Raw genomic sequence first — 11,615 nt, forward strand, 5'->3', positions numbered from 1 at the left:
AACGGTCGAGCAAGTGGCGCCGATCGATATCGGTCGGAGAGAGGAAAGAGATGATCTGTACTACGATTCCCGGCGGCGAGTGACTATCCGGCGAACAGAGTGTTTCTCGCGAGTAATATCGTATCAACGATCGGGTTAGTTGCTGTATGATACGGATAACAAATATCCACTCAATGGAACGGTCAGTGTGATTGAGCAATGCACGATCTGACCGGCTTCCAGCGCGACCTGCTGTACGTGATCGCAGGCGCTGACCGACCGTCGGGGCAGACCGTCAAGGACGAGGTCGAAAAGTACTACAGCTCCGAGATCAATCACGGGCGGCTGTATCCGAATCTGGATACGCTCGTAAACAAAGAGCTGGTCGAGAAGGGGCAACTCGACAGGCGAACGAACTACTACGCGATCACCGACGCCGGGCGACAGCAGATCGAAGAACGGCGAGATTGGGAGGCCCAGTACGTCGACTTTTAACACCCGTCGGGATCCCGAGTCACGGGACCGGAACGAAGGTCGCCGCTTGTAGCGCCCCATCGTGGCCGCGGGTCGAGCGATCGCATCGCTCGTGTCGGTAACACGGCCATAACAAAGCACCGATGAGTGTACCGATCTAACGAGAATGGTATCCGTATTGTTCGCACGGAGACGGAGCGCTGCGCAGCGAACGCCGGTGGATCGTCGATGAGTCATCGAACGAGCACCCGGACCGGCGTCGGGATCGTCCGTCGGTATCCCTTCGACCTCGCGGCCGTCTCGTTCGGCGCACTGCTGGCGTACGCGATCGTGACGACGTTCGGTAGCGACAGTAGCCTGCGACTGTTCGTGACGTTTCCGCTCGCCCTGTTCCTCCCGGGATATGCGGTCGTTTCGGTCCTCTTTCCCGCCGACAAGCGAGCCACACAGCAATCGAGCCGGATCGCAACGGCCGTCACTAGCCGCCCCCGTGGAATCGATGCGGTCGAACGTACGGGGCTGGCGTTCGTCCTGTCGCTGGCGATCGTCCCGGTGATCGCCATCGCGTTATCGTTCACCGAGTGGGGGCTGACCACCGCGTCGATCGCGACCGCACTGACGCTGGTGACGGTCGTGACCGCACAGTTCGGCGCCGTCAGGCGACTTCGCGTTCCCGACGGAGAACGGTTTACCGTCTCGCTGACCGCAGGCCTAGAGCGACTCCGCAGCGACAATACCGGCGCTGCGACGGTTTCGTCGGTCGTGCTCGTCCTCGCGATCGGGATGGCGGTCAGTGCGCTGTTCGTCGGCTTTCTGATGCCCGCGCCGACGGGCGGCTTTACGGAACTCGCACTCTACAGCGAGGACGAGGACGGTGAAGTGGTCGCCGGCGAACTCCCCAGCGAAGTCGAGGCGGGCGACTCCGTTCCGTTCATCCTCTCGATCGAGAATCAGGAGGGCGAACAGCGAGAGTACACGGTCGTCGTGCAGCAACAGATCGTGTCGGAGGGCGAGGTCGTCGAACGGACGGAGCTACGGCGGATCGACGCGAGCGTCGACGACGGATCGACGGGAACCGGCGAGCGCTCGGTCACACCGACGGCCGGGTCCGGTGAGACCGTCCGAATCGCAGTCCTGCTCTACCACGGCGAGCCGCCGGCCGAGCCGACGGTCGACAACGCGGCCGAGGAGACCCACTTCTGGGTAACGGTGACGGGCGGGTAGCGAACCGTTCGATCGCGATCGGCGCTCGAGTCTCTTTTCTGCATACCCGATCGAACGACTGAAACGCCACTGCACACCCGATCGCACGACGGAAGCGCGGTTCGAGCGAACAGTAAGCGCGAGACCCGCAGACTGTGCGATCGGCGTGAAAATCGGTTCAGTTGCTCCGGTAGAACGCTCGGCTCCGCTCCCGTTCTATCGACAACAGCCGATCGTGGCTCCCCCGGATGCTGTGGAGCGGCGACCGGCTCGGACCAGGTGACGGGACGGACAGTGAGCTCGATGACGGCTATCGGCTCGCTGGGCCGAACGAAAGCGTCGTCCCGGGACGGCGTGAGAGATGCTGTGCGGCCGCGAGGGCGAGGACGAGAACGCAAAGTGCGGCGGCGACGACTGGCGCGAGGCCCGTCGAAAGTGGACCGACGGCCAGTGACGAGAGCGCAAAGGCGACGACGCCGACCGACGTCACGCCGGCATAGAGGCGGTGCCACGACCGTTCGCCGTCCAGACGTCGGTCGAGGTACGGCTCGAACTGGTCCTCGCTGGGGAGGAGTTCGATCTCGTGGCCGTCAGGATCCCAGTCGACGATACCGTGATCCTCGAGCATCGGGAGATGTGTCTGGTACAGTGAGATGTAGACCCGCCGGCGCTGGGTTCGAGTCACGTCGTCGGGATCGGCGTCGTTCTCCCAGGCGGCGACCTGCTCGACCAGCGGCGCGAGATCGCAACTGCCGCCCTGTCGTTTGAGGTACTGAACCGCGCGTCGTCTCCGTGCGTTGCTGAATACGTCGAATAGTTCTGCTTGAGTGAGTTCGCTGTCAGCCATGGCTGCCCTCGTCGTGTCGTATCTGGTCCCGGTCCCGTCTGCCGGGTGTGGTCGGATACCTCACAGAACCGTATGCCAGCCTGTGGCCCTTTACTATCGCACGGCTACCCGCACGAAAGGGCGTTATACCTGTTAGAAGCCATGATAGACGCCGAACTCGACGTTTCAGCGGACGTGAGGGATCGGCCGGTCGAATATACCCCTGAGGGTGCCGTTCGCGGCGGACAGAGCTGATCGGTCTCGGCTATTCTGTAGTTCGCGACTACGGATGCCTCAGGGCGGGGATAACAAAGCCTCGTTACCGGCTGTATCAGCACGATTGCCCACGCGGGTATCGATTCACTATGGAACGAATACGCGACCGGCTACGACATCGAGTAGCGGTTCAAACGCGAACTACGGCTCACCAGCGTCGCGTTCGCTCGAAGACGGACTCGAGCGGAAGCGGCGGAGGTGAACCACGATGAGCGAAGCGGTGCGGGAGGTCGTCCGGGGTGACGGCTGTACGATCGACGCCGACGCGACGGTCGGCTACGGCGAGTTCGACGAACCGACCAGAATCGGCGACGACGCGACGATCAGAGCCGGCTCGATCGTCTACGGCGACGTGACGATCGGTGACGGCTTCGCGACGGGCCACGACGTGCTCGTCCGCGAGGGGACCACGATTGGCGACGACGTCCTCGTCGGGACCAAGACGGTCATCGACGGCCAGACGTCGATCGGCTCCCACGTCAGTCTCCAGACGAACGTCTACGTTCCGACCCAGACGACGATCGGAAACAACGTCTTCGTCGGTCCCGGTGCCGTCCTGACCAACGACGAGTATCCGATCCGGACCGACGACGGACTCGAGGGGCCGACGATCGAGGACGGTGCGTCCGTCGGCGCGAACGCGACGCTGTTGCCGGGCGTGACGATCGGCGAGAACGCGTTCGTCGCGGCTGGTGCCGTCGTCACGGAGGACGTACCGGCGGACAGCCTCGCCGTCGGTACCCCGGCGACTGCCCAACCGCTTCCCGAGCCACTGGAGGGGGAGAACCAGCTCGCATGACGGACACCGAGCGAACCCCCGAAACCGACGGTGGAACGGAAGCGAGCACGGACGGCGGGACGGAGACCGAAGCTTCGGGCGCCGATCTGGCACCCGAAACCGACGCGACGACCCCGGTCCCGATCGCCGACCCCGAACTCAGCGCCGACGCCTTCGAGCGCGTCGAATCGCTCCTCGAAGAGGGGCGGCTCGCCGACGGCCCGGAAGTCAGAGCCTTCGAAGGCGAATTCGCGGCGTACTGCGGGACCGAAGGGGCGGTCGCGACGTCGAACGGGACGACCGCGCTCCACGCCGCGCTCGAGGCCGTCGGGCTCGAGGACGGCGATGCGGTGATCACCTCGCCGTTCTCCTTCGTCGCGAGTGCTAACGCGATTCGAGTGGCCGGCGGGAAACCCGTCTTCGCCGACATCGATCCCGAGACGTACACGCTCGACCCGACGGACGTGGAACGCGTCCTCGCGGAGCGCGACGACATCGCCGGCATCCTTCCGGTCCACCTCTACGGCCTGCCGGCAGCCATGCCGGCGCTGTGCGACCTCGCCGACGAGCACGACCTGTTCGTCGTCGAGGACGCCTGTCAGGCCCACGGTGCGAAGATCGACGGCCGGCGGGTCGGCGCGTTCGGCGACGCGGCCTGCTTCTCGTTCTACCCGACGAAGAACATGACAACCGGCGAGGGTGGCATCGTCGTCACCGATCGCGAGGACGTGGCCGAGCGCGCCGCGAGCTACGTCAACCACGGCCGCGACGCCAGCGGTACGGGCGGCTATGACCACGTCGACCTCGGACACAACTTCCGGATGACGAGCATCGAGGCGGCCATCGGCCGCGCGCAACTCGAGCGCCTGCCCGCGTTCAACCGCGCGCGCCGAGAGAACGCCCAGTTCTACGACGAGCGGCTCGCCGATCTCCCGCTCGAGACGCCGACGGAGCCGACCGGCTCGCGGCACGTCTACCACCAGTACACGGTTCGAACCGACGAGCGGGACGCTCTCGAGGCGAGCCTCGACGAGCGGGACATCGGGACCGGAATCTACTACGATACCCCGATCCACCGCCAGCCGGCCTACGAGACGGTCAGCACGGCCGCGGCGCGGCTCCCGCAGGCGGAGCGGGCGGCCGAGGAAGTCATCTCCCTGCCCGTCCATCCGGGCCTCTCCGAGCGCGACCGACGGACCGTCGTCCGAGCAGTGCGGGACCACTTCACCAGCCAATGAGTACGGACGAATCAGCGGACGAGACGACCGACGAACAGCTCCGAGCCGGCGTCATCGGCGTCGGCTCCATGGGCGAGAACCACGCACGAGTCTACGCCGAACTGCCGGGCGTCGACCTCGCCGGCGTCACCGACCACGACGATGACATCGCCCTGCGAGTCGCCGCCGAGTACGACACCGAACCGGTCGACAGAGAGACGCTTCTCGAGCGCTGCGACGCCGTAACGGTCGCCGTTCCGACCCACGCACACTACGAGACGGTGTCGGCCTGTCTCGAGGCGGGCGTTCATGTCCTGGTCGAGAAGCCGATCGCCGAGACGGTCGAACAGGGTGAACGATTGGCCGAGCGGGCCCGCGAGGAAGACCTCGTCCTGCAGGTCGGCCACATCGAGCGGTTCAACCCCGCGGTGCAGACCGTCGAAGAGGTGATCGAGGATCTGGACGTGATCGGCGTCGAGGCCGAGCGGCTCGGCCCGCCGATCGATCGGACGGCACCCGGCAACGTCGTCTTCGATCTGATGGTTCACGACGTCGACGTCGTCGGCTCGATTCTGGACGATCAGCCACACTCGATCGCCGCGACGGGAACCGAAAACGGCCAGTACGCCACCGCGACGATCGAATACGACGACGCCGTCGCGACCGTGACCGCGAGCCGCGTCACCCAGAAGAAGGTGCGGAAACTCACCGTCACGGCCCGCGAGTGCCTCGTCGAGGTCGACTACCTCGAGCAGTCGGTGCTGATCCACCGCGACTCCTACCCCGAGTATCTCACCGACGACGGTCAGTCGCGGTATCGTCACGAGAGCGTCGTCGAGCGCCCGCGCGTCGACACCGGCGAACCGCTGCGCAACGAACTCGAGTCGTTCGTCGAGGCCGTCCGAACCGGTTCGGAGCCGGAGGTCACCGCCGAGGACGGAATTCGGGCCCTCGAGACGGTGCAGCTGATCGACCGGCTCGCGTTCGGTCCGCCCGACCATCGCGACGACGAGGCCGACGCCGACGACGGATCCGCTGAACGGGAGGTGGAAGCCTGATGTCGGAAACCTCGAGCGAGGAACGCGAGCGCGACGACGACGGGCTCTACGGCTCGAGCCTCGCTCCTACCAGACAGCGCGAGCGCCTGACAGCGGGCGAGATTCCGGTCGCAGTCTACGGGCTCGGCAAGATGGGGCTCCCGCTCGCGGCGGTCTACGCCGAGACGACGGGGAACGTGACGGGCGTCGACGTCGACCCGACCGTCGCCGAGACGATCGCCGACGGCGAGAGCCACGTGGTCGGCGAGCCGGGCCTCGACGACCTCGTCGCCGAGCAGGTCGACGCCGGTCGACTCGCGGCGACGACCGACGGGCCGGCGGCTGCCGAGGCGGCGCGGATCCACGTGATCATCGTCCCGACGCTGCTGGACGACGAGAACGACCCCGATCTGACGACCGTCGAGTCGGTCGTCGACGATATCGCGGCCGGCCTCTCGCCCGGCGATCTGGTGATCGCAGAGTCGACGCTGCCGCCGAGGACCTGCCGAGACGTACTGCAACCGCATCTCGCGAGCGAAAGCGGTCTCGATCCCGACGAGTTCGGCCTCGCGTTCTGCCCGGAACGGACCTCGTCGGGCACTGCACTGCGGGACATCCGCGGCCAGTATCCGAAGGTCGTCGGCGGCGTCGACGACGAGAGCACGCGAGCCGCCGAGATCGTGTACGACGAGCTCTCGGACAACGAGGTCCATCCCGTCTCGGACGCGACGACCGCGGAGGCGGTCAAGGTGTTCGAAGGGATCTACCGCGACGTGAACATCGGGCTCGCGAACGAACTCGGCCGGCTCGCGGACGAACTCGGCATCTCCGTTCGCGAGGCGATCGACACGGCCAACGACCTGCCGATGTGCCAGCTCCACGAGCCGGGGCCCGGTGTCGGCGGCCACTGCATCCCCTATTACCCGCACTTCCTGCTCGGGCAGACCGACGAGCCGCTGGCCGTGACGGAGACGGCAAGACGAGTCAACGACGAGATGCCCGCGGTCGTCGTCGACCGCCTCGAGCGCGAACTCGAGCGAGACGGGACCGACCTCGCGGCGGCGTCGGTCGTCGTCCTCGGGATCACGTACCGACCCGGCGTCGAGGAAACCCGCGCCTCGCCCGCGCTGGGGGTCATCGACGAGCTACGCGAACGGGACGCGGCCGTCGCGGGCGTCGACCCGCTCGTCGACCCCGCAGCGTACGGGGCGCGACCCGTCGGGATCGACGACCTGTCCGACGAGGCCTTCGACGCGGCCGTGCTCGTCACGCCCCAGGAGGCGTTCGACTCGATCGAGTGGGCCGACCTCGAGCCGATGGTCGTCGTCGACGGCCGGGACGCGGTCGACTTGACGGGGACGCTCCATCGAGAGTACGACCTCGCGGGCTCGAGCGACGGGCGGCCGCCGCGGGGCGACCGCGACGGCGAGGCGAGCATCGACCGAGGTGACCCAGAGACGATGAACGCGACTACCGACGGAGGCACGGATGTATAAGAGCAAACGGATCGGCGTCGTCGTGACGGCCTACGACGAGGCGGCCTTCGTCGGCCGCGTCATCGAGACGGTGCCGGCGTTCGTCGACCGGATCTACGCCGTCGACGACGCGTCACCGGACGAGAGCTGGGACGTGATCCAGCGAGTCGCAGAGCGGGTCAACGCCGAGGCGGCGAGTGGCGGGAGCGAACCCGCGCTCGCGGTCGCCGACGGCGGCGACGACCGACGCGTCGTCCCCATCCGTCACGATGAGAACCGTGGGTACGGCGCAGCGGTCAAGACCGGCTACCGGCGCGCCGCCGAGGATGGAATGGACGTCGTCGCGGTGATGAACGGCGACGGCCAGATGGATCCCGAAATCCTCGATCGGATCGTCGACCCGGTCGTCGAGGGCGAGGCCGACTACGCCAAGGGCAACCGACTGCTCAGCCCCGACGACCGCGCGGAGATGTCGACGTTCCGGTTCGTCGGGAACGCCATGCTCACCGGGCTCTCGAAGTTCGCCTCGGGATACTGGTCGATCGGCGACCCGCAGAACGGCTACACCGCCATCTCGCGAGAGACGATCGAGCGACTCGATCTCGAGGCGATCACCGATCAGTACGGCTTCCTCAACCACCTCCTGACGCACCTCAACGTGGCGGGCTGTCGGGTGGCCGACGTGCCGATGACGGCCGTCTACGGCGACGAGGAGAGCAGCATCAAGTACGTACCGTTCGTCCGGTTCGTCTCCCTCCTCTTGCTCGAGAGCTTCTGCTGGCGGCTGAAGACGCGATATCTTGTCCGGTCGTTCAATCCGGCCGTCCTCTACTACGGAGTCGGGGCCGCCGGTCTGGCCGGCGGGCTATCGGGACTGGTCGGTGCAGCGGTCCGAGCGGCGCGGGGTAGAGAAGGCTTTACGAGCGGGGTCGCCTCGTTCGTCGCTGTGTTGCTGGGGCTGGTCTCGCTGGGCACCGCCATCCGACTCGATGCCGAGGCGAGCGAGGAACTCGAGCGTCCGTGCGACGAACACGAGACGGGAGAGCGCGGCCGCCGCGACGAGACGAGCGAGGGTCACGTTCCGTCTCAGTCGATCGAGTGAGTTACGATATCCTCGCTTTCGCAGGCCGGACACTGGGTGGTGTCGGCCGAGACGTTCGTCCCGCAGTCGCGACACTCGTGGACGACCGTGATCGACTGCGCGCTGTCGCCGCGTTCGGGCGCTGCTGTGGGGGATTCCGTCCCTGATTCGGACTCGGACCCGGTGAACAGTTCACTGAGCAGTGTGGAGAGACTCATAGAACGGGGGGTTGTCGGATCTTTTCCGGAGATGAGTATAAGGGTTTCGTGACCGAAGATACGACATTATTTTCGATGATAGTTTTGCCGTTCGCGCCAGCACGGCTCGATGCCGACGAGGGCTACGTCGATCGCGACCGCGGCTGGAGCACCCGTCTGGTCGACCGATCGAGTCGCTCGACCGTACCGCGGGACCGGGCGACGTCGACGAGCAGGTCGGTGAGATTCACGAGGTCACCGACGTACTCCCGCCGGCGGCGCTGCCACCGCTCGTCGGTCCCGTCGTCGGCGAGGATCTCGAGCGAGCGATCGCGGACCGCAGCGTAGGCGTCGAACTGCTCGGCGAGGCCGGCGCGCTCGAGTTCCCGGAACTCGCCGTACTCGTGGTCGTCGGTGCCGCGATAGCGGAAGGCGGGCGTCCCGAGCAGCGCGGCCTCGGTGGCCATCGTCCCGGTATCGGCGACCAGCAGCGAGGCCTCGGCCATCGCGTCGTGGATCAGCGCGGGGTGAAGATCGTAGGGCCGCGCGGGGAGCTCGCGGAGGTCCATCTCGCCACCTTCGTCGGAGACGAAGACGGTCGCCTCCTCGCTCAGGCGTTCGATCAGGTCGCGGCGCTGTTCGGGTCGGAACCCCTCGAGGTCGGCGTCGTGGAGGGCGTCGAGGGCGTTGAACCGGACGAGGACGTAGGGCTCGTCGGGATCGACGTCGAGGTACTCGCGGACGTCGCCGCTGGGCTCGAAGACCTCGGGATGGAGATAGGCACACTCCTTGAAGCCGTCGAAGGTGTAGTGGTCGTCGCCGAGGTCGCGGCGAGTCACCTCGGGCGAGATGATACAGTCGGCGAAGGGGCGGGAGACGGTGTGGTTGAAGTCGCCCGGTTCGTCGTCGAGGACGAGGACGACCGGCGTTCGCGTAAGCGTTCCGGCGTAGGCCGCGTAGGGGCCGCGACCGAAGACCACGTCTGGGTCGAACCGGACCGCCTGGGTCCCGATCGAGAGGAACTGGCCGCCCAGTTCGCGGGCGAACCGGAGCCTCGAGAACTGCTCCGTACCGTGATCGCCGTAGATCCGGTAGGGCATGTCGAAATAGTCGAGTAGGTCGGTCGTACAGGCGTACTCCCGAGTGAGGACGAGCACGTCGTGTCCCGCCGCCTCCAGGCGGTCGACGGCGTTTCGATACAGGTGGACGTGTGCGGGCGTGTTCGCCAAGACGAGGATCCGCATCGCTCTCGGCTACCCGCCGTCTGCCCTTTGTAATAGCATTGCTACGGGGGCAATCTGCCGAAAATGACGGGATTCCGCCCGCACGTATAGGTGTACGTGAAGAAAACTCGGCGAGATAGTGCGGATAACAAAACGTTCCGGAGCCGTGCATCTCCGTACTCGAGATGCACGTCCTAACAGTCACGACGTACGCCGACGCCCCGTTCATGACCCAGCAGCAGGCCGCGCTCGAGGAGCGAGGCGTCTCTTTTTCGACGGTGTCGGTGGCTGGCGAGGTCGACGCCGATACGTCTCGGGGACCGACGGACTACCTTCGGACGATCCCCGAGGTCGTCAGGGAGGCGGGGAACGGCTACGATCTGATCCACGCCCACTACGGCCTGACGGGGCCGATGGCACTCGCACAGGTCCGTAAACCGGTCGTTCTCTCGCTGTGGGGCTCCGACGTTCACGGTCCCGTCGCGCCCGTCAGCCGGGCGTCGGCACCGTTCTGCGACGAGGTCGTCGTCATGTCCGAGGAGATGCGCGACCTCCTCGGACGGGACTGTACGGTGATCCCGGACGGCGTCGATCTCGAGAAGTTCCGGCCGGAGCCCCAGGACCGCGCCAGAAAACGGATCGGCTGGGACGACAGCGACGGGTACGACGTGCTCTTTCCGTACTCGCCCGCCCGCGAAGTGAAGAACTACCCGCGAGCCGAGCGCGTCGCGACCGTCGTTGACAACCTCCTCGAGGGGCCCGTTCGACTGCGAACCGTCTCCGGCGTCGATCACGACGCCGTCTCGGATTACATGAACGCCGCCGACGCCATGCTGTTGACCTCTCACAGCGAGGGGTCGCCGAACTCGGTCAAGGAGGCGCTGGCCTGCAACCTCCCCGTCGTCGCCGTCGACGTCGGCGACGTTCGGGAGCGGCTGGCTGGCGTCGAGTCGTCACACGTCGCCGCGAACGACGAGGAACTCGTCCGCGGGCTGCTCGACGTTCTCGAGCGCGGCGAGCGATCGAACGGCCGCGAGGCCGCTCGCGAGGTGAGCATCAACCGGACGGCGGAACGGATGCTCGAGGTCTACGAGCGGGTGGCGGGGCAGGTGATCGAGACCGAAGACAGTCGGAAGAAACGGCGCGTACAGGAACCGTCACGGCTCGATTGACGATAGACAGCAGTACGGTTTCTTCACTCAGAACAAGTTCTGAAACAGCTAGCACATACGGGTGAAGTCGGCAACGGAGCGGTGACCGATGTGTCTGGGAAATTGCGGAGACCGGCCGAATGATACGAAGAATGCACCTGTTAAAGAAACCGTTTGTCGGCCTGCTTTGACCGAATTGTCGACTCCGATGCGTTGAGCCAACCTGTGTCTGCCTCGCTCGGAACGTCAAAGTCGGGAACGAACGGTTTGATATCCAGCAACGGCGTCTGATCAACTACGTCGATTCCCCTGACAGTCACTCGGTGATCAGTGACGGAATCGATTTCGACAACAGAGAGCCCGATCGGATTCGGCCGCTGCGGTGCCCGCGTGGCAAAGACCCCTCTTTTTTCGTCATCGAGAAATGGTTCAACCTGCAAGGAAAAATCGTCAGAAGACTCATGGAAGTGATACAGCAAGATACAGTGAGTAAACCCGTCCAGATCCGCCAGGCCGTCCGCGTACGATTCGTCAACCTCGACAGTCCCCACTGCGGCATCCGCTCCAGCCGGTTGGATCGGCATTCCGTCCGGCGATTCGAAAGGCGTACGGATCACTCCAATCGATTCGTACTCGAACTGATCTGCAGTCATGTCTATCGGTCGGTCTTCGAGTGAGAAATCAGTGTCGTGAACGTC

General features: G+C 65.7%; 12 protein-coding genes. 8 read left to right on the plus strand and 4 right to left on the minus strand.

Annotation, left to right across the window (positions count from 1 at the left end; genetic code table 11):
* The first annotated feature begins 198 nt into the window (after positions 1-198).
* Entirely contained in the window at positions 199-474 is a 276-nt protein-coding gene (locus tag NDO75_RS08900) for a PadR family transcriptional regulator (RefSeq protein WP_310905795.1), read from the plus strand.
* Between the two features lie 207 nt (positions 475-681).
* Positions 682-1,677 (plus strand): DUF1616 domain-containing protein, encoded by a 996-nt coding sequence (locus NDO75_RS08905; protein ID WP_310905796.1) that lies wholly within the window; start codon positions 682-684, stop codon positions 1,675-1,677.
* Positions 1,678-1,966: 289 nt separating this feature from the next.
* On the opposite strand, the gene NDO75_RS08910 is transcribed toward NDO75_RS08905, so the two are convergent.
* Positions 1,967-2,503 (minus strand): hypothetical protein, encoded by a 537-nt coding sequence (locus NDO75_RS08910; RefSeq protein WP_310905797.1) that lies wholly within the window; start codon positions 2,501-2,503, stop codon positions 1,967-1,969.
* Positions 2,504-2,966: 463 nt separating this feature from the next.
* Here NDO75_RS08910 and NDO75_RS08915 point away from each other — a divergent pair, with 463 nt between their 5' ends.
* From NDO75_RS08915 to NDO75_RS08935, 5 genes are read left to right on the plus strand one after another with little or no spacing between them, the layout of a single operon-like run.
* Entirely contained in the window at positions 2,967-3,557 is a 591-nt protein-coding gene (locus NDO75_RS08915; protein WP_310905798.1) for a DapH/DapD/GlmU-related protein, read from the plus strand.
* The gene (locus tag NDO75_RS08920; protein WP_310905799.1) at positions 3,554-4,774 is read left to right on the plus strand and encodes a DegT/DnrJ/EryC1/StrS family aminotransferase; all 1,221 of its coding nucleotides are present in this window, start codon (positions 3,554-3,556) and stop codon (positions 4,772-4,774) included. Before NDO75_RS08915 ends, NDO75_RS08920 begins: the two co-directional genes overlap by 4 nt.
* Entirely contained in the window at positions 4,771-5,811 is a 1,041-nt protein-coding gene (locus NDO75_RS08925) for a Gfo/Idh/MocA family oxidoreductase (RefSeq protein ID WP_310905800.1), read from the plus strand. The genes NDO75_RS08920 and NDO75_RS08925 overlap by 4 nt, the downstream gene beginning before the upstream one ends.
* Positions 5,811-7,286 carry a nucleotide sugar dehydrogenase gene (locus tag NDO75_RS08930; RefSeq protein WP_310905801.1) on the plus strand — a complete coding sequence of 492 codons (1,476 nt, stop codon included), beginning with the start codon at positions 5,811-5,813 and terminating at the stop codon, positions 7,284-7,286. The genes NDO75_RS08925 and NDO75_RS08930 overlap by 1 nt, the downstream gene beginning before the upstream one ends.
* Positions 7,279-8,367: a glycosyltransferase family 2 protein gene (locus NDO75_RS08935; protein ID WP_310905802.1), complete on the plus strand. Its 1,089-nt coding sequence runs from the start codon at positions 7,279-7,281 to the stop codon at positions 8,365-8,367. The genes NDO75_RS08930 and NDO75_RS08935 overlap by 8 nt, the downstream gene beginning before the upstream one ends.
* Here the strand turns inward: NDO75_RS08935 and NDO75_RS08940 are convergent.
* Together NDO75_RS08940 and NDO75_RS08945 are read right to left on the minus strand one after the other, a co-directional pair.
* Entirely contained in the window at positions 8,352-8,564 is a 213-nt protein-coding gene (locus tag NDO75_RS08940; RefSeq protein WP_310905803.1) for a hypothetical protein, read from the minus strand. The genes NDO75_RS08935 and NDO75_RS08940 overlap by 16 nt on opposite strands.
* Positions 8,565-8,686: 122 nt before the next feature.
* Positions 8,687-9,787: a DUF354 domain-containing protein gene (locus tag NDO75_RS08945; protein ID WP_310905804.1), complete on the minus strand. Its 1,101-nt coding sequence runs from the start codon at positions 9,785-9,787 to the stop codon at positions 8,687-8,689.
* 164 nt (positions 9,788-9,951) lie between these two features.
* On the opposite strand from NDO75_RS08945, the gene NDO75_RS08950 reads away from it, so the two are divergent.
* Complete coding sequence (locus tag NDO75_RS08950; RefSeq protein WP_310905805.1) at positions 9,952-10,938, plus strand: glycosyltransferase; 987 nt, start codon at positions 9,952-9,954, stop codon at positions 10,936-10,938.
* Positions 10,939-11,078: 140 nt separating this feature from the next.
* Here the strand turns inward: NDO75_RS08950 and tsaA are convergent, their stop codons facing one another.
* A complete protein-coding gene (tsaA, locus tag NDO75_RS08955; protein ID WP_310905806.1) occupies positions 11,079-11,570 on the minus strand; it encodes a tRNA (N6-threonylcarbamoyladenosine(37)-N6)-methyltransferase TrmO in 492 nt (163 codons plus the stop codon).
* Positions 11,571-11,615: the final 45 nt, after the last annotated feature.

The organism is Natrinema sp. 1APR25-10V2 (genome assembly GCF_031626495.1).
GTDB lineage: Archaea > Halobacteriota > Halobacteria > Halobacteriales > Natrialbaceae > Natrinema.

Excerpts from the sequence above, each read along its gene's own strand:
- NDO75_RS08905 (WP_310905796.1), top strand. The coding sequence starts at position 682 with ATGAGTCATCGAACGAGCACCCGGACCGGCGTCGGGATCGTCCGTCGG.
- NDO75_RS08930 (WP_310905801.1), top strand. The coding sequence starts at position 5,811 with ATGTCGGAAACCTCGAGCGAGGAACGCGAGCGCGACGACGACGGGCTC.
- NDO75_RS08910 (WP_310905797.1), bottom strand. The coding sequence starts at position 2,503 with ATGGCTGACAGCGAACTCACTCAAGCAGAACTATTCGACGTATTCAGC.
- NDO75_RS08945 (WP_310905804.1), bottom strand. The coding sequence starts at position 9,787 with ATGCGGATCCTCGTCTTGGCGAACACGCCCGCACACGTCCACCTGTAT.
- NDO75_RS08950 (WP_310905805.1), top strand. The coding sequence starts at position 9,952 with ATGCACGTCCTAACAGTCACGACGTACGCCGACGCCCCGTTCATGACC.
- NDO75_RS08940 (WP_310905803.1), bottom strand. The coding sequence starts at position 8,564 with ATGAGTCTCTCCACACTGCTCAGTGAACTGTTCACCGGGTCCGAGTCC.
- NDO75_RS08935 (WP_310905802.1), top strand. The coding sequence starts at position 7,279 with ATGTATAAGAGCAAACGGATCGGCGTCGTCGTGACGGCCTACGACGAG.
- NDO75_RS08925 (WP_310905800.1), top strand. The coding sequence starts at position 4,771 with ATGAGTACGGACGAATCAGCGGACGAGACGACCGACGAACAGCTCCGA.
- NDO75_RS08920 (WP_310905799.1), top strand. The coding sequence starts at position 3,554 with ATGACGGACACCGAGCGAACCCCCGAAACCGACGGTGGAACGGAAGCG.
- NDO75_RS08900 (WP_310905795.1), top strand. The coding sequence starts at position 199 with ATGCACGATCTGACCGGCTTCCAGCGCGACCTGCTGTACGTGATCGCA.
- NDO75_RS08915 (WP_310905798.1), top strand. The coding sequence starts at position 2,967 with ATGAGCGAAGCGGTGCGGGAGGTCGTCCGGGGTGACGGCTGTACGATC.
- tsaA (WP_310905806.1), bottom strand. The coding sequence starts at position 11,570 with ATGACTGCAGATCAGTTCGAGTACGAATCGATTGGAGTGATCCGTACG.